13 protein-coding genes are annotated in these 21,331 nt (G+C 70.7%); 3 read left to right on the top strand and 10 right to left on the bottom strand.

Annotated features, from left to right (window positions below; all coding sequences use genetic code 11):
- Positions 1–19: 19 nt before the first annotated feature.
- Positions 20–1,447, top strand: a complete 1,428-nt coding sequence (locus ACIQCZ_RS25730) for an amidase (protein ID WP_402285178.1) — start codon at positions 20–22, stop codon at positions 1,445–1,447.
- A gap of 178 nt (positions 1,448–1,625) precedes the next feature.
- Here the strand turns inward: ACIQCZ_RS25730 and ACIQCZ_RS25725 are convergent, their stop codons facing one another.
- The 5 genes from ACIQCZ_RS25725 to ACIQCZ_RS25705 all read right to left on the bottom strand — a co-directional run bounded on the left by ACIQCZ_RS25725 (position 1,626) and on the right by ACIQCZ_RS25705 (position 9,924).
- Positions 1,626–3,173: a methyltransferase domain-containing protein gene (locus tag ACIQCZ_RS25725; RefSeq protein WP_402285176.1), complete on the bottom strand. Its 1,548-nt coding sequence runs from the start codon at positions 3,171–3,173 to the stop codon at positions 1,626–1,628.
- 115 nt (positions 3,174–3,288) lie between these two features.
- Entirely contained in the window at positions 3,289–4,176 is an 888-nt protein-coding gene (locus tag ACIQCZ_RS25720; RefSeq protein WP_402285174.1) for an esterase/lipase family protein, read from the bottom strand.
- 403 nt (positions 4,177–4,579) lie between these two features.
- The gene (locus ACIQCZ_RS25715; protein ID WP_402285172.1) at positions 4,580–5,350 is read right to left on the bottom strand and encodes a GNAT family N-acetyltransferase; all 771 of its coding nucleotides are present in this window, start codon (positions 5,348–5,350) and stop codon (positions 4,580–4,582) included.
- A gap of 60 nt (positions 5,351–5,410) precedes the next feature.
- A complete protein-coding gene (locus ACIQCZ_RS25710) occupies positions 5,411–6,430 on the bottom strand; it encodes a DNA polymerase thumb domain-containing protein (RefSeq protein ID WP_402285170.1) in 1,020 nt (339 codons plus the stop codon).
- Positions 6,427–9,924, bottom strand: a complete 3,498-nt coding sequence (locus ACIQCZ_RS25705) for a DNA polymerase III subunit alpha (protein WP_402285169.1) — start codon at positions 9,922–9,924, stop codon at positions 6,427–6,429. The genes ACIQCZ_RS25710 and ACIQCZ_RS25705 overlap by 4 nt, the downstream gene beginning before the upstream one ends.
- A gap of 179 nt (positions 9,925–10,103) precedes the next feature.
- On the opposite strand from ACIQCZ_RS25705, the gene ACIQCZ_RS25700 reads away from it, so the two are divergent.
- Positions 10,104–11,138, top strand: coding sequence for a DUF3533 domain-containing protein (locus ACIQCZ_RS25700; protein WP_402285167.1), 1,035 nt, complete (start codon positions 10,104–10,106; stop codon positions 11,136–11,138).
- 146 nt (positions 11,139–11,284) lie between these two features.
- Positions 11,285–12,160: an alpha/beta fold hydrolase gene (locus ACIQCZ_RS25695; protein ID WP_402285165.1), complete on the top strand. Its 876-nt coding sequence runs from the start codon at positions 11,285–11,287 to the stop codon at positions 12,158–12,160.
- Positions 12,161–12,210: 50 nt separating this feature from the next.
- On the opposite strand, the gene fxsT is transcribed toward ACIQCZ_RS25695, so the two are convergent.
- From fxsT to ACIQCZ_RS25670, 5 genes are all read right to left on the bottom strand, one after another.
- Positions 12,211–16,146 carry an FxSxx-COOH system tetratricopeptide repeat protein gene (gene fxsT, locus ACIQCZ_RS25690; RefSeq protein WP_402285163.1) on the bottom strand — a complete coding sequence of 1,312 codons (3,936 nt, stop codon included), beginning with the start codon at positions 16,144–16,146 and terminating at the stop codon, positions 12,211–12,213.
- Entirely contained in the window at positions 16,130–17,485 is a 1,356-nt protein-coding gene (fsxC, locus tag ACIQCZ_RS25685; RefSeq protein WP_402285634.1) for an FxsC protein, read from the bottom strand. Before fsxC ends, fxsT begins: the two co-directional genes overlap by 17 nt.
- Before the next feature lie 210 nt (positions 17,486–17,695).
- Positions 17,696–19,930: a radical SAM/SPASM protein FxsBH, inactivated beta-hydroxylase extension form gene (gene fxsBH / locus ACIQCZ_RS25680; RefSeq protein WP_402285161.1), complete on the bottom strand. Its 2,235-nt coding sequence runs from the start codon at positions 19,928–19,930 to the stop codon at positions 17,696–17,698.
- A gap of 30 nt (positions 19,931–19,960) precedes the next feature.
- Positions 19,961–20,134 carry an FxSxx-COOH cyclophane-containing RiPP peptide gene (fxsA, locus tag ACIQCZ_RS25675; RefSeq protein WP_402285159.1) on the bottom strand — a complete coding sequence of 58 codons (174 nt, stop codon included), beginning with the start codon at positions 20,132–20,134 and terminating at the stop codon, positions 19,961–19,963.
- Positions 20,135–20,408: 274 nt separating this feature from the next.
- A complete protein-coding gene (locus ACIQCZ_RS25670) occupies positions 20,409–21,053 on the bottom strand; it encodes a hypothetical protein (protein WP_402285158.1) in 645 nt (214 codons plus the stop codon).
- Positions 21,054–21,331: the final 278 nt, after the last annotated feature.

Below are 21,331 nucleotides of genomic sequence, written 5' to 3'. Positions count from 1 at the left end.
CATCACCAAGGACCCTCACATGACCGACCTCACCGACCTCGCCCATCTGCCGGCCACCGAGGCCCTGCGCCGCTTCCGCGACCGCTCCCTGTCGCCGGTCGAGCTGATGACCGCGATCATCGCGCGTGCCGAAGCCGTCGAGCCGAAGGTCAACGCCCTTGCCGAGCAGACCTTCGAAGAGGCACTCGCCGCCGCCCGCGAGGCCGAGGCCCGGTACGGGGGCAGGGGCGAAGCACCTCGCGCACTGGAGGGCCTCGCCGTCGCGACGAAGGAGGAACAGCCCATCGCGGGCCGTCTCATCACGGACGGCTCCCTGGCCTTCCAGGGGGAGATCGCCGAGCAGACGCACCCGGTGATCGAGCGGGTCCAGGCCGCCGGCGGCATCGTGCACGCCCGGACCACGACCCCGGAGTTCAGTTGCGCGGGATACACGCAATCACGGCTGTGGGGCGTCACACGCAACCCGTGGAACCCGGAGTTCTCCCCGGGCGGCTCCTCGGGCGGCGCGGGCGCGGCACTCGCCGCGGGTGAGACGACGCTCGCGACCGGCTCCGACATCGGCGGCTCGATCCGCATCCCCGCTTCGTGCACGGGCACGGTCGGCTTCAAGCCGCCGTACGGGCGTGTGCCGGCGATGACGCCGTTCAACCTCGACACGTACTGCCACGACGGCCCGATGGCGCGCACCGTCGCCGACTGCGCCCTGTTGGAGAACGTCATCGCGGGACCCCACCCGTTGGACGCCGTCTCGCTGCGGTCCGAACTCGTCCTGCCCGAACGGTTCGAGAGCGCCGAAGGCCTGCGGGTGGCGCTTTCGGTCACCCTCGGGGACTGGCCGGTCGATCCCGAGGTCGAGGCCAACACCCGCGCGGTCGCAAAGGCGCTGCGCGCGGCCGGTGCCGTCGTCGAGGAGGTGGAGGTCCCCATCATGCGGGCGGACGTGATGCGGGCGTCGATGATCCACTTCGGCTCGATCTTCGGCCCCTACGTCGCCTCGGTCGCCGCCGAGCACGGCGACCGGCTCACCACGTACGCGCTCGACTTCGCCCGGCGGGCCGCCGAGGCCGTCCGCGAGCCCGGCAGCTTCCTGCAGGGCCTCGAGATCGAGGCCGCGGTGCAGACGACGCTCGGTGTGCTGCTGGACCGTTACGACGTCCTGCTGTGCCCGACGACCGCCGTCCCGGCGCTCAGGGCGGACGACGACCACCTCTCGACCAAGGTCGTGATCAACGGCGTCGAGCTGGACTTCTACCTGGAATCCGCGATGACCACGGCGTTCAACATCGCCAGTCGCTGCCCGGTGCTGAGCGTGCCGTCCGGTTTCGCGTCGACCGGAGTACCGACGGGGGTGCAGGTCGTCGGACGCACCTACGACGACGCCACGGTGTTCCGTGTCGCGGCGGCGATCGAGGCCGTCCGGCCCTGGAGCAGTGTCCCGGTGCTCTGACGTGACGTCAGGCCGCCGGAACCGGGGACCGGGTGCTCCGTCGCGGGGCCGGGCACGCCCGGACAAGTCGCCGCCCGCTCTTCGAGGTCGACCCGCCACCGGTGCGGCACCCGGCCTGCCGCCGTCCCGCACGGTGTGGGGTGCGCGAAGTCGCTCCGAACCGGAGCCGAACGCCCTTTCAGTCCCGGCGCCACGCCCATACGTCGGTGTGCGGCGCCGGGGCCTCCGGCCCCGGGCGGGCCGGCGCGACGCCCGCGACCAGCTCCACCTCGTACCCCGCCGCGTCCTCCAGATAGGCGGCGGTGTGCCCGTCGCCGCCCGCATGGGGGTAGCGGTCCGGGAAGAGTGGCCGCCAGCCGTGTTCGGGGGCCCCGGCCACCAGTGCGTCGAGGGTGGCGCGGTCACGGACGTGGAACGCCAGATGGTTGAGCCCGGGGCGGCGGCGGTCGTGCGTCCGCCCGGTCAGGTCGGGTGACTGCTCGACCACCACATAGGTGTCTCCGCGCCGCCAGCTCCGTCCGTTCTCCCAGCGCTGGTACGGGACATGACCCAGCTCGCCGAGCAGCCAGCCCCACCCCCGCTCGGCCGTCGGCAGGTCGGGCACCCACAGTTCGATGTGGTGCACCCCGCCGGTACGGGCCCCGCCGGCCGGCAGCGGGACGGCGCGGCGGATGCCGTGCGGCTGGTACGCGACGGAGTCGCCGTCCTCGTGCCAGTGGATCAGGAAGTGTTCACCCGCACGGTAGCCGTCGAGCCCCGCCCGGCAGTAGGCGACGATGTCGTCCGGGAGGGCGTTCAGCGGGAACCAGGCCAGCTCGGAGCACTTGTCCGGTTCGCGGTTGTACGGCGGGCGGCCGGGGTCGTACTCCGCTTCGAAGAACCAGCCGGTCCGCGGGCTGCCGCCGGGGCCGCGGTGCTGCATGACGAGGGCGACCCGCAGTTCGTCCGGGCCGAGCTCGACGCCGATCTCCTCGGCGGCCTCGCGGATCATCGCCTCGCGGACGTCCTCACCGTCCTCCACGTGTCCGGACGGGCCGTTGAACAGCCCGTCCGCGTACCCCGTGCCGGCCCGGCGGGCGAGCAGGACGTCGGGGCCGCGGCGGAGGATCAGATGCACATCGACGACCTCGGTGTGCCGCCGCGGCGGTTCGGCGCGGGCCACCAGGGCGTAGCGCTCGTCGTCGACCCGCTTGCCCCACAGGGCCGGATCGCCGGAGAGCGGCTCGTGGTGGATGCGCTCGGTGAGCCCCGAGAGCAGTCCGGTCAGCCGCTCGGCGGAGAGGCCGACTCCGCCCCAGACGCCCTCGATCAGGATCAGCCGCCCGCCGGGGCGCAGCAGGGTGAACCAGTGGCGCAGAGCCGCCCCCGGATCGGGCAGCAGCCACACCACATGCCGGACCATGATCACATCGAACCGCTGCTTGCCGACCGGTGGTTGGGACGCGTCCCCGAGGTGCACCCCGGTGCCGGTCCCGGCGAGTTTGACCCGTGCCTGCTCCACCATGCGCGGCGACCGGTCGACGGCGGTGACCCGGTGTCCCTGACCGGCGACGAGCAGGGCAAGGCTTCCGGTGCCGCACCCCAGGTCGAGCACCTCGGAACGCTCGCCGGGCAGCCAGCTCTCCAGCCGCCGCGCCCAGGCGTGCCGGACCGCCGGATCGAGCAGGCCGTGGTCGGGCTCCTCGTCGAAGGAGTCGGCAGCGGAGTCCCAGTCGATCGTCGTCATGGGTCGATCGTGCCACCCGCCACCGACAGCGGCGGCCCGTCGGCCGGAAAGACGCCCCGCCCGGGGTTCCACGGGCGGGGCGTCTCGTGGTTCCGTTCCGGTCCGAACGAAAGGCCTAGCCGATGACGGAGGCGCAGGTGGTGGGAGTGGCGTGGGCCGGATCCAGGGCGTTCGCCACCTCGTGGTAGGCGATCCGGTCGACGGTGCCGATCGCCACGTGCTCGGAGAGGTCGACCGGGCACAGGTCCTGGAGCAGGACGTTGCGTACGTTCGGCCCGTCCAGGAACTGCGTGCGGTACGGGGTCACGACCTCGTCGTACCTGGTCGCGATGACCGTGTAGCGCACGCCGGGCACGGTGTCGCCGCCCGCGTTGAGCTTGGTGATGAAGGGCGAGCCCGCCACCTGGTCGGCGAGACCTGGCGTGTTGGCGTTCAGCAGGTCCTCCGCTCCCGGGAAGTACGGCAGCAGTTTCGTCAGGCCGAGGAGGGTGGTGCCGTGGTTGTCGGGCGCGATCCCGATCATGGCGTTCACCTTCGCGGCCCCGCCGAGGAACTTCAGGTAGTAGTTGGGCATCATGCCGCCCTGGGAGTGCCCGACGAGATCCGCCTCGGACGCCCCGGTGGAGGCGAGCACCCTGTCGACGAACGCAGCGAGCTGGCCGGCCGACTTGTCGATCGGGCCGAGGCCGTTGAAGAGAGGCACGCCGGGCAGTTGCCCGTAGTCCAGCGAGTAGACGCAGTAGCCCCGGTTGACGAGATAGGGGGCGAGGACCAGCCAGTTGTCGATCGAGTTCCCGAAGGTTCCGTGGACCAGGACGACGGGGCGGGGGTGGGCTGCGGAGGGCTTGCAGGAGTAGTCGTTCCAGCCACGGGAGGTGGCGACGGTGGGGGTGGCCGCAGCGGCAGCGGCCGTGGGGGTGGCGACTGCGGCGACGGCGAGGAGCAGTGCGGCGAGGGTTCTCCGCGCACGTGGGGTGCGCGGCGCACGGTTCCGGGGCAGCATCGTGTGGTCTCCTTGCGGCTCAAGGGAGTTGCGATGTCGGTGCGCCCTGCGGCCCGGACCACAAGTTCTGACTGCTGAATTTCTGTGCGCTCATGCCAAATTACGCACGAGTAGAGCGGCGTGGGAAGTTACGCGTCGGTAAAAACTGAGGGTTCATCAATAAGGCCGCCGGCAAATGAGGGTGGGAGAAGGAGCGGGGCCGGGTGCGTGCAGCTGCAGGACGGAGGAGGTAGGCGACGCGAAGCGGGCCCCTCCCCTGCCTTTCGGGCTACGGGGAAGTCGTTGACTGACGAGTATCGCCTACTCGCATACGCCTCGGGGGAGTTGGCGCACTGTCACTGGTTTGCGGCCGGACCTGGGCTCAGGGTGCTCGGCAGCAGGGGGCTCCGGTTCATCCCCGCCGTCAGCGGTTGAGGAAGGAGCAGCTGCGGCCGAGCTCGGTGAAGCCGCGGCAGGAGTACCACTCGCGCGGCCAGTCGGCCACGTCCGCGACGAGGAAGAGCTGCGGGATCCCCGCAGCGGCGGCCAACGCCAGCCCTGTGGCGAGCAGGGTGTCTCCGTGGCCCTGCTTGCGGTGCGGCACGGCGGTGACGAGGTCCTCCAGCTGAGCCAGCCCGGCGGTTCGGTCGAGGTAGAGGTCGGCCCAGGCCGCGATCTCCCCGTCCGGTGTCCGGGCGGCCAGGAAGAACACCTCCTCGGAGCCGCGCAGGCGGGCGGTGCGGCGCTCGGTGAGCTCTCGTGCGAGATCCTCGTCCAAGCCCCAGTCCAGTTGCTGGCGGAACACCGCCGCTCGCAGCTCATCCAGCTCGACCGGGTGCGCGGCGGGTTCGGGCAGCGCGCAGCCGGTTGTCTCCCGGGCCAGTATCAGCTCGGTGTCCCGGTCGTAGCCGGCCGCCGCCAGCACCGGGGTGGCCCGCTCCCCGAGCGCCTCGTCCAGCACCGTGATCCGGTACTGCCGGCGCGGCCCGAGGCCCTGTGCAGCCAGTTCGGGCAGTGCCGCCGGGTCGGCGTCCGAGGCGTCGACGATCAGGCGGTTGTGCTCCTGGGATCGGGAGAAGTCCGGGTCGCGGACGGCGAAGGCCCCGGGCAGCTCGACTGTCTCAGCGGCCTGGCGGCGGGCGAAGGCGGCGCGGAAGGCGGTCACGCGCTCAAGCAGATCCGACATCTTCGTCATGATCGCCCCATCCACTGCCGCGGGCAACAACTTTTCCCCGGCGGGCGCTCCCAGAGGCCGTCACAGGGCCGATCGGCCCGCGAGCCGGCCCGGCATCACGGCCTGTGGGCCGAACCTGGCCCGCAGCCGGTCCGCCACCGCCTCGATCCGGCGCGCCCGCTCGTCCACCGGGTCGAACGACAGCTGGTGCGTGGCCCGTTCGCCGTCCATCAGCCCTTCCGCGCGCAGCGCGATCCCCCGCACCCGGGCCCGCTGCAGAGCGAACGAATCATGGATCCGGTACGCGAGTTCGGTGAGCGCCGCGGAGTGGGCCGTGGGTTCCCGGAGCGTACGGCTGCGGGTCAGCGTCGAGTAGCCGGTCCGGTCGGCATAGCGCACGGAGACCGCCAGCCCCCGGCACACCTGTCCGTCCCCGCGCATCCTGGCCCCCAGCTCCTCGGTGAGCGACATGAGCGCGCGGCGCTGCCGCTCCCGGTCCAGTTCGTCACGCGGGAAGGAGCGTTCGGCGGCGATCGACCGGGCGGCGGCGCCCGGAACGACCGTCGTGCGGTCGATGCCGCGCGCCCGCTCCCACAGTTCGCGACCGGTCCGCACACCGGTGATCCGCTGCAGGGTGCCGAGCGGGGTCGCCGCGATCCGGCCGACGGAATCGAGTCCGTACCCGCACAGGGCGCGGGCCGTCGCCGCCCCGACGCCGTCCAGCGCCGCGGCCGGCTTGGCCGCGAGGAACCCGGCCCCCTCTCCCCCGGGCACCACGAAGGTCGTTCCGGGCGCGGCCTGCCGTGCCGCCATCCGGGCCAGCATCGGGTTCTCCGCGGCCCCGATCGCGCAGTCCACACCGTGCAGGGCGAGCGCACGGATCCGGATCACTGCGGCCAGCCCCGTCACATCCCGCCCGAAATAGCGCAGTGCGCCGCGCACATCGGCGAGCGCCCCGTCGGGCGGGACCGCCTCGACCATCGGGGTGAACGCGCCGAGAAGGGCGAGCAGCCCCTCGTAACCGGCGCTGTCCGGGAGGCCGCCGCCGATCCTGCGGAACCGCAGGTACAGGATTCCTGGCTCGTCGTGTGCCGTGCTCATCCCGCGCTCCCCGGGCTCTGATGCCACAACTTCTTTCCGGTGGCGACGCCTTCGCCGGGCGGCTGGAGGTCGGACCAGGGGTTCATCTCGTATCCGGTGGACATCCGGATACGCCGGCCGTCGCCGTCGGGAGCGGGCTCGGCCCCCTCGGGGGCGTCCTCCTCGGACGGGGGCTCAGCCGCCAACCGGGCGGCGACCGCGTCCAGTCCGCCGGTGCGCCGCAACTCGGCCAGCTCCGCCAGATTCCAGGCTGCCGCGCCGACCACGCTCAGGCTCCGCGGTCCGCGCCGCTGCACCACTCCGCGTACCAGCAACAGCCAGGAGTGGAAGACGGTGTGCGCGCAGGCGGCATGGCTGTCGTCGAAGAAGGCCAGGTCGACCAGGCCCGTACCGTCGTCCAGGGTGGTGAAGACGACCCGGCGGCCGGAGCGGACCGGCGGGGTCTGGGTGGCCGCCTTGGCGCCCGCGACCAGCACGGTCTCCCCGTGCCGCGCCTCGCGCAACCGCTTGGCGGAGACCGCGCCGAGCTCCTTCAGGAACGCGTGGTGATCACTCATCAGATGACGGGAGACGTCCATGCTCAGTACGCCCAGCTCGGCGCTGAGCCGTTCGGCCGCGTTGAGGTCGGGCAGCCCGATGGAGCCGGTCCGGTGTCCGTCGCCGAGCGGAAGCTGCGCACCGGCGGCGACGGAACCCGCGCCCCGCTGGGCGCGGCGCAGCTCGGACAGATGCAGCAGCAGATCGCGCCGATTGGCGCCGAACGCGTCCAACGCGCCCACCTGGGCAAGCCGTTCGGCCACCGCCCTTCCCGGCCTGGCCCGTTGCCAGAAGTCCAGCAGCGAGGTGTAGGGCTGCCCGGCCACGATCCGGGCGACCTCGGCCTCGCTGATGCCATGGACGTCCGAAAGCGCCAGCCGCACTCCCCAGGCCCCCTTCCCTCCTTCAGCATCAGACACCAGTTCGATTTGATGAGTGGCCGCCGACCTGTTCACGTCCAGCCCCAGTACCGGCACCCCGCGCCGCCGGGCGTCCGCGAGCAGCAGCCGCTTCGGGTACATCCCCGGGTCATGGGTGAGCAGCCCGGCGTAGAAGGCCGCCGGATGGTGCGCCTTGAGCCACGCCGACTGGTACGTCGGTACGGCGAAGGCGACCGCGTGCGCCTTGCAGAAGCCGTAACTGCCGAACGCCTCGATGATCTCCCAGGTCCGGGCGATCACTTCGGCGCTGTAGTTCTTCGCCGCCGCCCGCTGCGCGAACCACACCTTGATCCGGCCCTGCGACCCGGGGTCGGAGAGCCCTCGCCGCACCCGGTCGGCCTCGTCCCGGCCGCAGCCGGTCATGATGTCGACCATCTCGATGATCTGCTCGTGGAAGACGACCACGCCGTACGTCTCGCGCAGCGGCCCCTCCAGATCGGGGTGCGGATAGCGCACGGGCGCCCGGCCGTGCCGGGCCTCGATGAACGGCCGCACCATGTCGGCGGCGACCGGCCCGGGGCGGAACAGCGAGATGTCGACCACCAGGTCGTGGAAACCGGCGGGCTGGAGCCTGCCGACCAGATCGCGCTGACCGGGGGACTCGATCTGGAAGCAGCCCAGCGTCTCGGCGCTTCTGATCAGCCGGTACGTCTCCGGATCGCCCGGCGGTACGGCGTCCAGATCCACGTCACGCCCCGAGACCCTCTTGACCTCCGTGACCGCGTGCGCCATCGCCGACTGCATCCGCACACCCAGCACGTCGAGCTTGAGCAGCCCCAGGTCCTCCACGTCCTCCTTGTCGAACTGCACCATCGGGAAGCCCTCGCCGCTGGTGGGCACGACGGGTGCCCGGCGCAGCAGGGAGGCGTCCGAGAGGAGCACCCCGCACGGGTGCATGGCGATGCCGCGCGGCAGGGCGTCCAGCGCCTCCACCAGTTCCCAGAGCCGCCCGTACCGGTCCTTCTCCCGTGCCACCTCACGCAGTTCGGGCAGCTCCGCCATGGCCGCGCGGGCGTCGCGGGCCCGGATGTGCGGGAAGGCCTTGGCGAGCCGGTCGGTCTCGGCCGGGTTCATGGAGAGCGCGGCACCGACGTCCCGGATGGCGTGGCGCACCCGGTAGGTCTCGGGCATGGCGACGGTCGCGACCCGCTCCGTGCCGAAGCGCCCGATGATCGCGCGGTAGACATCGAGCCGGCGGGCGGACTCGACGTCGATGTCGATGTCGGGCAGCACGGCACGGCGCTTGGAGAGGAAGCGCTCCATCAGCAGCCCGTGCTCGACCGGGTCGGCGTGCGCGATCCCGAGGAGATGGTTGACCAGGGAACCCGCGCCGGAGCCCCGGGCGGCGACCCGAATCCTCATCGCCCTTATGTCGTCCACGACTTGAGCAACCGTCAGAAAATAGGAGGCGAACCCGTGGTAGGCGATGATGTCCAGCTCCTGATGCATCCGCTCCCAGTAGTCGCGCCTGTGGTCGTAGCCGCGCAGCACCATGCCGGCGGCGGCGCGGGAGGCCAGCACCCGCTGGGCGGTGCGCCGACCGGCGCCGACGAGATGCGGTTCGGGGAAGTGGACGGCCCCGAGGCCGAGGTCGCCCTCGGGGTCGACGACGCAGGCATCGGCGGTGTGCCGGGTCTCCGCGAGCAGCCGCGCCCCGGCGTCCCGGCCGAGCCCGGCGGCGGAGGCGATCCGCTCGGCGGTCCGCGCCATCGCCCGGGCATCCTTCAGCCAGCGTTCGCCGCTGTCGAGCGGGGCGCGGCGGGGGTCGACGGGGACCAGCCCGCGGGCCGCGTCGAGCACATCGGCGACCGGGCCCTGCCCGGGGTCGGCGTACCGGACGGCATTGGTCAGTACGGCCCGTACCCCCTGATCGGCGGCGAAGCCGACGGTACGGGCGGCGAGCCGCAGCGACCCGGGGCCGGTGCCCGCGCGTCCGTGGTGGACGGCTTCGAGGCGCAGGTCGTCCCCGTGGATCTCCCGCCAGGGGGCGAGCAGCGCGGCGGCCCGGTCCGGGCGGCCGGCGGCCAGTGCCCTGCCGACGTCGGAGGCGGGGCCGAGCAGCACGGTGAGCCCTTCGGCGGGCAGCTCGGACCGGTCGACCAGAGGCTGCCCGGCACCGGCGCCGTCGGGTGCGCAGGCGTGGGCCGCGGTGACGAGCCGGCACAGTTCCGCCCAGCCCCGGGCACCGTCCCGGGCGAGGAAGGTGACCCGGGGTGCGGTTTCGTCGACAAAGGCACCGCCGCGGACCGGGGGACGCAGCCGATGCGTACGCCCGTCGCCTCTCGTATGCTCCGCCGCCGCGGAACCCACCGCGAGATCCACCCCGAAGAGCGGCCGCACCCCGGCCCTCTCGCAGGCCTTGGCGAAGCGGACCGCCCCCGCGAGCGTGTCGCGATCGGTCAGCGCGAGGGCGTCCATCCCCCGCTCCGCGGCGCGCTCCGCCAGCCGCTCCGGGTGCGAGGCCCCGTACCGCAGGGAGAACCCGGAAACGGTGTGCAGATGCGTGAACCCGGGCACCCGCACCTCCTGGACCGATCCGTACTCACCACCCCCTCGCTCTCCACCATAGACCAAGTTTCGAACATTCGTACGATACCCGAAGGGCGGGCCCCTCACCCGGCCCGGACCGTCGGCCCTCTCAGCCATTCGGCCCAGCCCCACCTGCACGAATGGCCGACGCCCCGGAGCGTGGGGGCATGACTTTCGCTGACGAGGTGAAGAACGCCGTCACCCCACGGGCCGCACTGCTCGTCATCGGTGTGCTCGGGCTGCAACTGCTGTTCATCGCGTCCTACGTCGGGGCGCTGCACAAGCCGAAGCCGACGGACGTACCCTTCGGGGTCGTCGCGCCCCGGCAGATGTCCGCGCGACTCCTCACCGAGTTGAAGAATCTCCCGGGCGGCCCGCTGGACCCCCGTACGGTCGCCGACGCGGCCACGGCCCGCGAGCAGATCCTGAACCGCGAGATCGACGGCGCCCTGATCGTCGGCCCCACCGGCACCACCGACACCGTCCTCGTCGCCTCCGGCGGGGGCACCGCCATGGCCGACACCCTGACGCGAACCCTCACGAAGGTGGACCTGGCCCGGCAGCGCACCGTGCGGACCGTGGACCTGGCCCCCGCCTCCGACCAGGACTTCAACGGAATCTCGTCCTTCTACCTGGTCGTGGGCTGGTGCGTGGGCGGCTACCTCTGCGCCTCGATCCTGGCGATCAGCGCCGGGTCCAAACCCGCCAACCTGCACCGCGCGCTGATCCGGACCGGCGTCATGGCGCTGTACTCCGTCGTGGGCGGGATCGGCGGCGCGATCATCATCGGACCGGTCCTCGGCGCCCTGCCCGGAAGCTTCTGGGGCCTGTCGGGACTGGGGGCGCTGACCGTCTTCGCGGTCGGCATGCTCACCCTCGCCCTGCAGGCCCTCACCGGCATCGTCGGCATCGGGCTGGCCGTCCTGATCGTGGTGATCGCGGGCAACCCGAGCGCCGGCGGCGCCTTCCCGCTGCCGATGCTCCCGGACTTCTGGCGCACGATCGGCCCCGCACTGCCGCCCGGGGCGGGCACCTGGGTGGCCCGCTCGATCGCGTACTTCAAGGGCAACGCGGTCACCGGCCCCCTGCTGGTGCTGTCCGCGTGGGCGGCGGCGGGCACGCTCGTCACGCTCCTGCTCTCCATGCGCCGCGGACCGGACGCCGCCGCCGCCCGTCCACCGTTCGGCTCGACGGTCGACTGACCCTCCGGCCGGGCGGTCGAACGCGCCCCCGAAGACCTCCACGGTTTCCCAACGCACCGTCCCGGTAAGTGCTCTGATGGGCCATCATCGACTTGGGCGGGAAAAGTCGGACACACCGTGTCCGCACCATACGGAGGAGGCACGGAGTGCGTAGTCGGGTGCGCGCAACGGACGGGCGGCATCTGGTGGTGGAGCGTCTCGGTGATCCCCGTGGCAGACCGGTCTTCCTCCTGCACGGAATGCCCGGCAGCAGGCTCGGGCCTGCTCCGCGCGGCATGGTGCTGTACCAGCGCAAGACACAGCTGATCACCTACGACCGGCCGGGATACGGCGAATCCGACCGGCTGCCGGGCCGCTGTGTCGCCGACGCCGTCCAGGACGTACGGGCCATCGCCGACCATCTCGGGCTGGACCGGTTCGCCGTGGTGGGCCGGTCCGGTGGTGCCCCGCACGCCCTGGCCTGCGCAGCGCTGATGCCGGAACGGGTGACCCGCACCGCCGCGCTGGTCGGACTGGCCCCCTGGGGCGCCGACGGGCTCGACTGGTTCGACGGGATGGCCGCCTCGAATGTGCTCGCGTACTCCACCGCGGCGGCCGATCCGGACGAGCTCGCGGAGTCGTTCATCTCACGGTCCGCGGTGATCAGGAAGAACCCGGTCCGGCTCATCGACGATCTGCGCCGGGAGCTGACCGAATCCGACCGGATGGTGGTCAACGACGCCGGCGTCCGCACCATGCTGCTGCGCAACTACCGTGAGGGTCTGCGTACTTCGGCATGGGGATGGATCGACGACGCGCTCGCGTTCAGCCGGCCCTGGGGCTTCGACCCCGCGGACATCACGGGTCCGGTGCTGCTGTGGCACGGCGAGAAGGACGTGTTCTCGCCGGTGGGTCACTCCCGCTGGCTGGCCGGGCGCATCCCGAACTCCACCGTCGTGGTGGAGCCGGCGGCCGCGCACTTCGACGCACTGCACGCCCTGCCCGACATCCTCAACTGGCTGCTGGACCCCGCTGTCAGGTGAGTCCCGGGAGAATGGGGAGCGTCCGGTGACGGCCGGACGCTCCCGCCCTCTCAGACCTGCATCGGCTCCAGCTCGCGCTCGAACCGGTTCTCGTTCCGGGCGATCCGGGTCATCGGGTGGTCGTCGCCGAGCTGTCTGGCAAGCTCGTCCCCCGTCTCCGCCCGCAGCCGCGACGCCTCGTCCTTGCGGCCCAACGCATCGAGCGTGACCGCCATGTTGGACATCATGGCCAGGGTCTCGGGATGGTGCGCCCCGAGGACGCGCCTGAGCTGTCCTGCCACCTTCCGTTCGGTCTCCAGCACGATGCCGAGGTCGCCCTGTTCGGCCGTCGCGTTGGCCAGGTTCATGACGCAGAACAGGGTGTTGGGGTGCTCCCGCCCGTACACCTCCCGCATCGACGCGACCACCCGGGTCAGCACCCGCTCCGACTCCTCCACCGCGCCGACGCCCAGTTGGTAGACGGCGAGGTTGTTCAGGGCGGCGAGAGTGTACGGGTGCTTCTCGCCCGGCACCTTCATGTACTGGTCGACGACCTCCTGTGCCGTGTCCCTGGCCTCGCTCGCCTCGCCCGCCGCGTACAGGTCCGCCGCCAGGTTGAGGTCGCAGGCGAGCCATTCCGGGTTGGCGGCGGTGTACTTGGCCCGGTACCGGGCCCGGGTGGCCACCGTGAGCCTGCGGGCGTCCTCCAGCCTGCCCGCCCGGCGCAGCGACACCGCCAGGCTCTTCGCCGCGCTCAGCGTGCCGGGGAAGGCCCGGCCGAGCGTGGCCTTGTAGCTGTCGTACGTACGGCTGAGGATGCCGACGGAATCCTCGTACCGTCCGACGTCACGCAGGTCGCGGGCCAGGTTCATGGCCGAGGAGAGGCTGTAGGGGTGCTCCGCACCGAGCACCTCGACCCGGCGGTCGAAGACGTCCTGGTCGATCTCCCTGGCCCTGGCGTACTGCCCGATCGACCGCAGGGTGAACGCCAGGTTGTTGGCCGCCGCCAGGGTCCTGGGGTGGGAATCGTGGAAGATCTGGTTGAACCCGTCGGTGGCTTCGGTCGCCAGCTCGATCGCCCTGGTGTACTCGCCGAGCGTGCCGAGGTCCGTCGCCAGGCTGCTGGTGCTCATGTACGTGTGCGGATGCTCCGGGCCCAGGACCTCCCGCTGCGTCGCCAGGGTGATCTCGTCGAGTTCCCTCGCCTCCACGTAACGGCCGCGCGAGCGGTAGATGTTGGAGAGGTGGAAGCAGAGGTAGAGGTACTGGATGTCCCGCTCCCCCAGCGTCTCCTTCCAGATGGCGCGCAGCTCCTCGCAGAGCGTGGCGGCGGTCCTGAAGTCGCCTCGCTTCCAGAGGTAGCGGACCCGGTCGATCAGCAGTCTGCGGGCCTCGGGCTCCTTGCAGTTACGTGCGTCGGACGGACCGAGGTGCGGCCAGATGGTGGCGAACTGCGGCCAGGTCGAGGGGTTGTCGATCGGCTCGTCGTCGTCGGGCCGGGCGCCGGCCAGAATGCGGTGGACGGCGTGCCGGGCGTCCCGCTGCTCCTGCTCGCTGAGCTGCGCCCGGATGACGGCCTGGACGAGCCGGTGCACCTGGATGGAGTTGGAGACCTGGTCGACCTTGGCGAGGGCGAACCGGCCGATCTCCCGGATGACCCGCCCCAGCACCAGCTTCTCCTGGAGCGAGGCGTCGTACGGCTTCAGCGCCTCGATCATCTCCTTGCTGTAGAGGAGATTCCCCGAGATCGGCTCGGGAGCGAAGAAGGCACAGAGCTGGAGCAGCCGCACCGCGGCGGGGGAACGCTCCTTGAGCCGTTGGATGGAGATGTTCCAGGTCGCGGCGACCGGCTCCGGATAACCGGCCGGCTGGTTGAGCGCCAGGACCTCGGGGGCCTGCTGCGCCAGCTGTTCGAGATAGGTGTCGATCGGGGTGGCGGTCTCCGCGATCCAGGCCGCCGCCTGTTCGACGGCGAGCGGCAGGTCACCGACCGCGGTGGCCACCTGGGCGGCGTCCTCGTCGCTCAGCCCCGGGGCCCGGCGCTGAAGGTGTTCGATGGACTCCTCTCGCAGGAAGACGTCGACGGGCAGGGCGTCGCCGTGCTGGGACCAGGCCTGGTTCCGGGAGGTGACGAGGATGTGTCCGGAACCGCCCTGCGGGAAGTAGCGCCTGAGCCGCTCGGGGTCGTCGGCGTTGTCGAAGACCAGCAGCCAGCGGTCCGAGGGCACACCGCGCCGCAGCAGGTCCACGGCCTCCTGGGAGGCGGCAGCCATGTCGTCGCCGCCCTGGGCGCCGAGCCGCACGGCCAGCTCGGCGAGAGAGGCCACCACGTCGTCGGTCTGCTCGGACGATATCCACCAGACCAGGTCGTAGTCCGCCATGAAGCGGTGCACGTACTCCAGGGCGACCTGGGTCTTACCGACACCGCCGAGTCCGTACAGGGTCTGCGGCTGGGGCAGTACGACGGCCATGCCGCCGCCGAGCTGGTCACGCATCCGTTCCAGGACCAGCGAACGGCCGGTGAAGCCGGGGTTGCGCGGCGGCGCGTTCCAGATCCTGGGGACGGTGCCGGGGAACCGCGGCCCGGGCGCCACGCCGTCGGTGAGCTGGACGGGCCGGTCCAGGGCGCGCAGCAGGGCGGCGGTGGCATGCACCTCGTCGAGCCGGAAGAGATCGACGGGGTTGCGGTCGATGTAGGGCGCGGACAGCCGCACGTCACCGACCCTGAGCGGCAGCAGATGGCGTCGGCCACCACCGGGGTCCTCCGCCACGGCCCGGTCCCAGAGGCTCACCGCACGCTGCGACTTGAGATAGGCGCTGGAGAGCAGCACCACGGTACGGGTGGCGATCTCGGTGGTGACGGCGGGCGGTTCCGCGGCCTCCCGCTCGGCGGACACATCGCGCGGTACGACACGGAACCCGGCCCGGGTGAGCACGGATTCGATCCAGTCGGCCCACATCCGGTTCTCCGCCACATAGCTGAGGAAGAGATCGGCGGGCAGCGCGGGCCTGCGCCGGGTGAACGCGTCACGGATGCGCAGGCGCACCTCTTCGCCGACCGGTGGCATCGAGGTGATCTGCTGGTCGGTGATGACGGAGGTGAGCCGCTCGAAGGCCGAGAGCAGCGAGTTGGTGAGCCCGGCCTCGTCGCCGAAGGTGGCGAGGGTCTCCTCGTACGCGTAGTAGGGGCGGTAGGGAATCTCCACCGCGCCCCAGTAGGCGGTGAGTTCGTCGCCGGACAGGTCGCGCGGCAGTCGGTCGAACTTCAGCCGGGCCAGCGCCCGCCCGGCATCGGCCTTCTCCTTCTCGCCCTCGTCGATCCGCATCGGGACGGGGAAGATGGAGATGGGGCGTCCGGTGTAGCGCTCGGAGATCTGCCGGGCGACCGAGGCGGCGCCGTCGATGGACTGGTCGCTGAGGGTGAAGCAGTCGACGAGGACGTCGGGCAGGTGGACGGTGCAGATGTCGGCGATGTCGCTGAGGCCGGTCCGGCTGTCGATCAGGACGTAGTCGTAGTTGGCCTTCATGTCGTCGCGCAGGGCGTCGAAGAAGTGACCGCCGCCGAGCCGGTCGTAGAAGTTGTCCCAGTCGAAGGTGGAGACGGTCGCGGAGTATTCGCGGTTCTGTCGTCCGGCGGAGACGAAGTCGAGGGTGCCGCCGTGCGGGAACTCCCAGCCGAGCGCCTCGGGCGTGAGGGACACGGCGTGCGGCTGGATGCGGGCGTAGTCGCGGTGCCAGTCGTCGGCGCGCTGGACGGGGCTGGTCGCTGCCCACGCGTACTCGGTGATCAGATCGATGACGCCGGTGGTGGCGCCGAGTGTCGACGGGTCGAGGAACGGGTGGAAGAACCGGTGGAGCCCCGGTGCCTCCAGGTCCCAGTCGACGGCCAGTACCCGCTTTCCGTTGGCGGCGAGTATCCAGGCGGTGTTGGCCAGGGCCATGGTGCGCCCGGTGCCGCCCTTGTACGAGTAGAAGGTGACGATGCGCCCGTCACGACCGGCCGTCATCCGTGTCCTCCGCATCCGTCGCAGGATCGTGTGTCTCGGGGATGTAGTGCGTCTGCGCCATCGGCCCCATCAGCCGTGTCCGTTCGGTGTGTCCGCCTCCGGCGGCGGGTGGGTAGACCGCCGCGTGTCTCAGGTACTGCTGGGCCGCCGCCTCGACCACCTGCGGCAGGATCTGTCCGAAGGCATCCATGCTGGGTATGCCCTTGGCGGCGACCCGGCAGTAGGCCCGCCCCTGGCGCATCTTGGTCGGCATGGTCTGTTCGAGCTTCTCGGTCAGCTCGGCCTCGGCCGCCCGGCTCTCGTGGTCCTCGCGGTTCCACGGCACGACCATCGTCACCCAGGGACGGTTCTCGGCGTCGAAGGCGGCGAGCCGCCGGCGCCGGTCCTCGTCCTGCAGGGCCCAGCGGTCGACGAGCAGGATCTCCGGCCTGCTGGGCGGTTGTTTGCCCTCCGCGTTCCCCGACTCCTCGTCGAAGGAGGAGATGGTGGCCTGGTAGTTGAGGGAGCGCACCAGGTCCTCGGCGACATAGGCCAGGGGGCGCGCGGCCGCCGGGTGGTAGGGGTTCCAGTCCTGCGGATTGTCGCCGTAGTAGTCGGCGTTGCGCCCCTCGGGCAGATCGTGCCGGGTGGGGGCCGCGATGGTCACCTGCATGGGGCGGGGGCCGCCGACTCCGCTGTTCGGCGGGCCGAAGGCGCTGGGCGCCAGCCGGTAGTCGACGGGACGGCCGCTGCCGATCCTGATGGTGTCCGCGACATTGACTATGCGCTTGGCGAGTTCGTACACCGCGCGCTCGTATTCCTCGGCGAAGAGCCTGAGTTTGATCAGTCCGTAGAGTCCGTCGCTGACGTATCGGTCCCCGAAGTCACGGTGGTTGAACTGTAACCGCTCGGCGGGGCCCGGGAGTTGACTCGGCGGCACCGGCACCCAGAGCGCCGGGACGATCGCCTCGGCCGGCTGATTGGAGCGGGCCCGGTAGTGAATGGCGCGCTGCGCGAAGGCGTACCACTCCTTGCCGCACATCTCGCTGGCGAAGTAACGCGGCGAGAACAGCGGTACGAATACCCGGCAGGTGGCGAGCACCTCGCCGAGCCGCTCCGACCAGCCCTCGCCGGACCGTATCTCGCGGTCGATGAACCCGGCGGGCGCACCGGCGGGCAGATCGGTCATGGCCATCACATGGCCACAGAGATCCTGGAAGAGCCGCTCGACCCACATATCGGGGTCCGTTCCACCGCCGTACCCCGGTGTATGCGCATAACTCAAGAAGAAGTACGGCCGATGGTCCGCCGCTCGCTGCTGCGTTGTTGCGTGCACACGACCCCCGTCCTGTGTGAGCACCCGCACCCGAGGAGTGAAGTGAATGCGAGCGAATTCATCATTCCGGAGCGGACGTTGCTCCACCCCCATGGCGTTCGGTCATTCAACGCCGGTTTTCAGTCATACGTTCCCTGATTCAGTCGATCAATTTCTTGATCGAATATGGTCTGCGACCGTTCTTCCCAGTTGTCCTGTGTGTACCGGCGACCCGGCCGAACCGGAATGCGGGCCTCAGATCTCCTTTCGCATCAGATCCACCAGCCGTTTTCCACTGACGGTCAGTTCGGCGGCACCCTCAAGCGTGTCGAGGGCCTGCGGTACGCCCTCCAGATAGCGGGGTTCGAAAGCCCCCCATGCCATTCGCTCGTAGGTGTCGGCCAGCAGCCGGGAAAACGGAACTGATTCTTCCTGCCAGGGCGTCCGATGGTCCCAGGAGCCGTCCGCCGCGTAAAGGTCCGTGACATCGAGCAGCGCCCGCAATTGGGCCCTGCGGAAGCCCCGCAGCAGTGCGAACGCCAGATCCTCCGCGCTGCCGTCCGGAGAGATCCCGAGCGCGCCGTAACCGTGCCGCCCGACGGCGGGCTCCGCCGGGGCCGGACGGGCCAGCGGAGTGAGGGTGGTGAGACGGCCCGCCATCTCCCCGGTGTGTCCGGGCACCTTCGCCTCGATCAGCTTCCAGGCCTCGCCGATCCTGGCCCCCAGGTCGGCGGCGCTCCGGTCGTCGAGACGGTCCGCGACGGGTGCGTCGAAGCACGAGCGGTACGGATCGAGGTCGTCGAGCACGAGGCCGGGCGAGGAACCGGGCGTCGCGATCCTGCGCAAGGGCCGCCAGCCGGGACCGGCCGCCTCCGGCCGGACAACCCGCCGTTCGGCCGCGTCACCCCCTTCCCGCCGGACCACGAAGCCGTCCTCGGTGACCTGTACGCGCGCCGTGCCGTGCTCCGCCTCTCCCGCGATCCGCAACTCGCCCAGGCCGGGCAGGAAGATCCTGCCGCCCGAGAAGGTCACCGGTACGGACAGATCGAGGCCGGCCCGTACGACCGCGGTCGCGAGGTACGCCGACATCTCCCCCGCCACCCGCACGGCCCCGGGCCGTTCGTGGACCCTCTCCAGAGCGGAGAGCAGCCAGCTGCGGGTGTAGGGATGGGACAGCGCCTCGTCCAGACCGCGGGCCCCCTCCTCCGACTCCTCGATGGTGGCGGCCAGCTCCCAGGCCTCCGCCCACCGCTCGCCGCCGCGCCCCGCGATGTCGGCGTTCAGGCGGGCGAGCAGGGTGCGGGTGAGATCCAGCTGGGAGGCGAGCAGCTCGACGGGCTCGGTCACCGCGGGCGCGACGAGGGCAGCCGCCGTACGTGCCTCGATGCCGCGCACCAGGGCGACCAGATCGGCGCAGTACACGGACGGGTTGTCGAATGCGCCGGACGGCCCCTCGGAGCGGTACCGGTGGGTGTAGAGACCGCCTCCGCACGAGCGGACGACCGGGCATCGGCGGCAGGTCTCGCTGACACCGGCCAGTCCGAGCTGCCGGGCCCGCACGCCGGGATGGGCCGCGACCTCGTCGAAGGTGTGCGTGAAGACGTCGAATCCGGTGGCCGCCGCACCCTCGTAGGCGCTCTTGAGCGAGTCGACCTGTTCCAGCTGACCGTCGGTCTCCACGACGACGAGGTCGGTGGGGGCCAGGCCCAGGGACTCGGTGAGGCTGGGGCCGCCGTTCAGAGTGGACAGGACCGAGGAGAAGATCCGGACCGGCACCGGGCGCCCCTGCTCCTGCCAGCGGTCGAAGACCGCGAGGAGCCAGTCGGCGTAGGCGGTGGGCGATCCGCCCGGACGGGGCGGCGGCTCGTCCCAGGTGGCGTGCGGAAGCAGGAAGTCGATCAGCGGCGGTTCGAGCTCCGTGAGCGCGTCGAGGACCGCGTGCGGGTCGTTCTCGATGTCGACGGTGCACAGGAGCCCGAGGTTGAGATGGCTGTAGCGCTCCTGCCGGAGCAGCTCGACGGCCTTGAGGACCAGGGGATGGCTGCTGCGCCCGTCGGCGTAGCGGCGGTGCCGGTCGTTGGCGGCCCGGTCGCCGTCGAGGGAGATCCCGACCTTGACGTCGAACTCGTCGAAGAGGTCCAGATAGCGCGGGCTGAGCTGGAGTCCATTGGTGTGGACGCGGAGGTCGAGCTCCGCGACGCCTTCGAAGGCGGAGGTGAGCTCTTCGCAGACGCGCCGCAGTCGGGCGGGGCCTGCCAGTAGAGGCTCCCCTCCGTGCAGGATCACTGACACGGAGGGCAGTGCATGCGTTGCGGCATGCTCGGCCAGGCGCTGAGCTGTCCGGAAGATGACTTCGTCAGAGATTGTCTTCGGGCGGGTACGCCAACTCTGATCTGCATGTTCATAGACGTAGCAATGATCGCAGGCAAGATCGCACCTGCTGTGCACTTTTAGCACAATTTCGCGGAATGGGACCAGGGGTCCTGTCATTCCCTCAGTCTAGCCAGCATGCGGGGCAACTCAGAGAGCGGAACTGAAAGTCGACGCCTGGGTGTGGCGATCAGTCGAGGCCGAGACGACTCGGCCGAGCTTCCTGCTGGCTTCTGCACCGCGAGTGTCGATCTCGGTGAGCGACACGCGGCCCTTCTTCGCAACAGCGAAGGCACGAGGTGATTCAGAGGTCTTCACGGCCATCCTTGAGGGGAGCGTTCCGGATCATGAACAGAGCAGCCAGTTTCTGTACATCCACAGTGCCTGGCGGAACGACTTTACTCCCCTCAACCCGCTTGGCAACCGCGGAGATCCACTCGTCACACGAGTGGCATATCGAGCTGCACATCCGTAACGGACCGGAAACCTCGAACCCTCCGGAAAGTGACAGAAAACCGCAGGTGAGGTCGGTGAATGGGACAACGCACCGGCCGCGGAACACCGCCCGGCGACGTGGCTCGCGCCAGTGGCGCGGAGCTCATCCGGCCGGCCGGTCCCCGGTGGCACCGATGCCCTTCATGCAGTCCATGATCCGTTCGTGGGTGTCGCCCACGACATCCGTGATCCTGGCGCGCACGTACAGGGACTGGACCCGCGCGACGAAGTTCTCCGAGAACGCGCCCATCAGCACGGTCTCGTACCCTCCCCCGGCCCCCACCAGAGGGAAGCCGGCACCGAAGTCGACGAGCCGGAAGTCCTCCCCGTCGACCAGTCCGGCGTCGGTCAGTTCGGCCGCGACGGAACGGACGCCGCCCCACGGTGCGTCCGCGAGGTCCCGCGCACCCTTCATCACGACCCTGCAGTCCCAGGACTCGACGACGGCGAGATGCTGACCCCCATTGAGTATGCCGACGCGCCAGGCAGAAGCATTCTCGGTGAGTTGCCCCTTCACCCAGGCCCCCCGCCATCCCAGGTAGGGACTCACCGTGCGGGCGTACTGCGCACGGGCCAGCACGGCCCCCGCCGCGACAGCCAGCAGACTCCCCAGCGCTTCCGGGGCGATCAGCTGCAGACGCCACGGCCACCCGGTCCGCGCCTCAGCACTCACATTGGCACGGGTCATCTCCCAGATCAGCACGGCGGACAGCAGCACGAGGAAGATCAGCGGCGCAGTGAACAGCAAGGGACTCCGACGGATCCGGCGCTGCGCGTCGGACGACGAACCCGTACCATCCCGTACCGCCTGCACCATCCCCGTCTCCCCCGCATGTTGGCAAGCACCGACAGATGCATGCGAATCTGTCACCAACTCACCTGAGAACACTGCCTGTTGCACCACGGTCTCATAACGCTCCCGATCGCACGAGAGGGCATCCGCGGGACCGAAAACAACCGCTGATGCAGCCGATGTCGTTGCAGTGCCCGATGCACACCCCTACGCTCATGCCCCCACGACGCAGA

The sequence above is a fragment of the Streptomyces sp. NPDC093149 genome (genome assembly GCF_044754145.1).
In the GTDB taxonomy this organism is placed as follows: domain Bacteria; phylum Actinomycetota; class Actinomycetes; order Streptomycetales; family Streptomycetaceae; genus Streptomyces.
Note: the sequence above shows the minus strand (reverse complement) of the source record. Positions and strands in the feature narration are given on the sequence as shown.

Excerpts from the sequence above, each read along its gene's own strand:
- ACIQCZ_RS25700 (WP_402285167.1), top strand. The coding sequence starts at position 10,104 with ATGACTTTCGCTGACGAGGTGAAGAACGCCGTCACCCCACGGGCCGCA.
- fxsBH (WP_402285161.1), bottom strand. The coding sequence starts at position 19,930 with ATGACAGGACCCCTGGTCCCATTCCGCGAAATTGTGCTAAAAGTGCAC.
- ACIQCZ_RS25730 (WP_402285178.1), top strand. The coding sequence starts at position 20 with ATGACCGACCTCACCGACCTCGCCCATCTGCCGGCCACCGAGGCCCTG.
- ACIQCZ_RS25715 (WP_402285172.1), bottom strand. The coding sequence starts at position 5,350 with ATGACGAAGATGTCGGATCTGCTTGAGCGCGTGACCGCCTTCCGCGCC.
- ACIQCZ_RS25725 (WP_402285176.1), bottom strand. The coding sequence starts at position 3,173 with ATGACGACGATCGACTGGGACTCCGCTGCCGACTCCTTCGACGAGGAG.
- ACIQCZ_RS25710 (WP_402285170.1), bottom strand. The coding sequence starts at position 6,430 with ATGAGCACGGCACACGACGAGCCAGGAATCCTGTACCTGCGGTTCCGC.
- fxsT (WP_402285163.1), bottom strand. The coding sequence starts at position 16,146 with ATGACGGCCGGTCGTGACGGGCGCATCGTCACCTTCTACTCGTACAAG.
- ACIQCZ_RS25720 (WP_402285174.1), bottom strand. The coding sequence starts at position 4,176 with ATGCTGCCCCGGAACCGTGCGCCGCGCACCCCACGTGCGCGGAGAACC.
- fxsA (WP_402285159.1), bottom strand. The coding sequence starts at position 20,134 with ATGGCCGTGAAGACCTCTGAATCACCTCGTGCCTTCGCTGTTGCGAAG.